This is a genomic window from Burkholderia territorii (assembly GCF_902833055.1).
GTDB classification, from domain to species: Bacteria; Pseudomonadota; Gammaproteobacteria; order Burkholderiales; family Burkholderiaceae; genus Burkholderia; species Burkholderia territorii.
In genome coordinates this window covers 1-476 of sequence record NZ_CADFEJ010000126.1, presented here as the reverse complement: position 1 = coordinate 476, position 476 = coordinate 1, and the positions used below count along the sequence as shown (strand labels likewise).

At 65.8% G+C, this 476-nt stretch carries 1 pseudogene; it reads right to left on the bottom strand.

The features are described from left to right. Positions 1 to 226 precede the first annotated feature (226 nt). A pseudogene (locus HW466_RS31345) lies at positions 227 to 476 on the bottom strand (hypothetical protein); the annotation flags it as partial.

The following is a 476-nucleotide window of genomic DNA, read 5'->3' as shown; positions in this document are numbered from 1 at the left end:
CGAGCTGCTCCATCATCTGGAGCGCGTTCTGTATCCCGCCGCCGGACGAACTGCTCGGGTCCGTCGTCGTCGGCACGTTCATGGTCTGGGAATACGAAAGCGAATTGAGGGATGTCATGGCACGCGGCTGATTGAATAGGAATGGAAAACGCGGAGCAGCCTCGGGCGGCTCCACGCGAACGCCAACGGCAAAACGGCCCGTTCCGCGAGGAACAGGCCGCGTCCGTCAGACGTCGTCGTCGTCGGTGCTCGGCATCATCATCTGCGACGCGACCTTGCTGGTATCGGGAGAGGAGGATGCGCCGGCCGTGGCGGTCCGGGCCGTCGGATCGGCGATGCCGCCCTGCGCGGCCTTCTGGAAGTTCGCCATCGACGACAGGCCGTCGGCGCCCTTCACGTCGGCCGTCTCGATGGCCTGGTAGGCGCTCGGATTCTGCAGCATGAACTTGGCGGCGCTCTGCACATCCGGCGGCGTG